The organism is Pseudomonas sp., assembly GCF_037994325.1.
Classification (GTDB): Bacteria; Pseudomonadota; Gammaproteobacteria; order Pseudomonadales; family Pseudomonadaceae; genus Aquipseudomonas.
In genome coordinates this window covers 1-1,555 of sequence record NZ_JBBNAH010000462.1, presented here as the reverse complement: position 1 = coordinate 1,555, position 1,555 = coordinate 1, and the positions used below count along the sequence as shown (strand labels likewise).

Annotated in this window: 2 protein-coding genes; both read right to left on the bottom strand. The window is 58.3% G+C overall.

What is annotated here, in order from left to right:
• Window positions 1-103 precede the first annotated feature (103 nt).
• Window positions 104-778: an RloB family protein gene (locus AAAB16_RS15520; protein WP_340664131.1), complete on the bottom strand. Its 675-nt coding sequence runs from the start codon at window positions 776-778 to the stop codon at window positions 104-106.
• Window positions 778-1,555, bottom strand: a 778-nt coding sequence (locus AAAB16_RS15515; RefSeq protein ID WP_340664130.1) for an AAA family ATPase, incomplete at its 5' end; no start/stop codon positions are given. The genes AAAB16_RS15520 and AAAB16_RS15515, both read right to left, overlap by 1 nt.

The window sequence follows — 1,555 nt, the reverse complement described above, 5'->3', positions numbered from 1 at the left end:
CAATCTATCCGCAACACGCGCTGTGGTTAGCCAGTGGCGAGGTTGCGCCGGAAATTGGGCAGACCCGCCCGCAGTTAGACTAAGCAGCGCCCCTTCCCAGTGCTTAGGCACGCAACGCCGTCAGCGCTGTCATCAGCACCGTGATTGCCGTATACGGTTCAGGCTCGGTGTAGGCGGTAAATCGAGTTGCCAGCGACTGCGCCCGCTGCTGGGCAATGTCGAGGCGAGCACGCGTTGCTGCAAAGGCGCCACCCTGCCCTTTTTCGTAGCCGGCAATATGTTGCTTTAGCCGCCGCAACACTTCGTCGCGATGGATGGGCGCCTGAACGTCTTCGAAATGCAGCAATAACCACAACTCGAAGCAGGGCACTGAGGCGATGGCTTTAAAGCTCACGGCTTGCCTGTTGTCGTTGCGCAACTTGCCATCCAACGACTCGGCTAGCCGCAGTGCATTGAAGTAGCTGTGGTGTTCGTCGCGATCAAACACGGCGTATACCTGTTCAAACGCACGCGGTTGAATCTGTTTATGGCGGTCGCCGTTTTCGAAGAGCGCGTGGGCGTACTGCACCACTTGTACCGGCTCGGTACCCAAGATGCCGGGCTGCACTTCGACGTTGGCCGTTTGCAGGCGGTGGGCCGCACGGATTTCTTTGAAGTAGTTGGGCTCGGTTTTGCTGCCTTCGCAGACGATCAACAAGCGGTCGTAGCTGGCGCGCCGGCTGTGCTTACGTTGAAGCTGTTTTCTCTGCCGTTCCTTGGCGGAGTTGTCCCGCCCCATCAGTGCGCCAGGCCTAGGGATGGGTCGAGCAGTGGCACACCACCGTAACGCCCCAACAGGTAGCCACGTTCCAACGCTTCGTTTTTGCGCGGGCTGAATTCGGCCAGTGCGACCAGGGTTGAGGCTTGCCCAGCGTCTTTTTCCACAAACCACACTTGGTCGCGACGCAGTAGATCGGGCGCATCAAGCAGCGAGGTGTCGTGGGTAGTGAAGATCAGTTGGGCATTGCCGCTGTTCACCTCGGGCCGGTGAAAGAGCCGCACCAGTTCACGGATCAGCAGGGTGTGCAGGCTGGTATCCAATTCATCCACCACCAGGGTTAGGCCCCGGTTAAGGATGTCGAGAATGGGGCCGGCGAGAAATAGTAAATTACGCGTGCCGCTGGATTCGTCTTGGAGGTCGAACACGGCATTTCCGTGCTCGGTTACGTGGTGAAATTTCACGTCGTCCACGGGCTGTTCGGCAGACACTTCTTCGCGCTTTCCACTGGCAAGGTCGAAGCTGATGCTGTGTACCAAGGCCTGGCGGGTGGTGACTTCAATATCGGTAATGCTGATATCGGCGGCACGCAGGAAGTCGCAAATGGCTTTGCGCTGGGCATCTTGCTTGAGCATGTGCAGGGAGAACTGTGGTGACAGCGGCGTTTGTTCGTTGATCACCACGAGGTGATTGGCAAACCAATCGAACACCGGTCGCAGTGTTTCGCTGTTGAGTTGCACAGCCATGGACAGGAACAAGGCGTTGGGCCGCGTAGCACCTTCCCACACACTCTTGGGC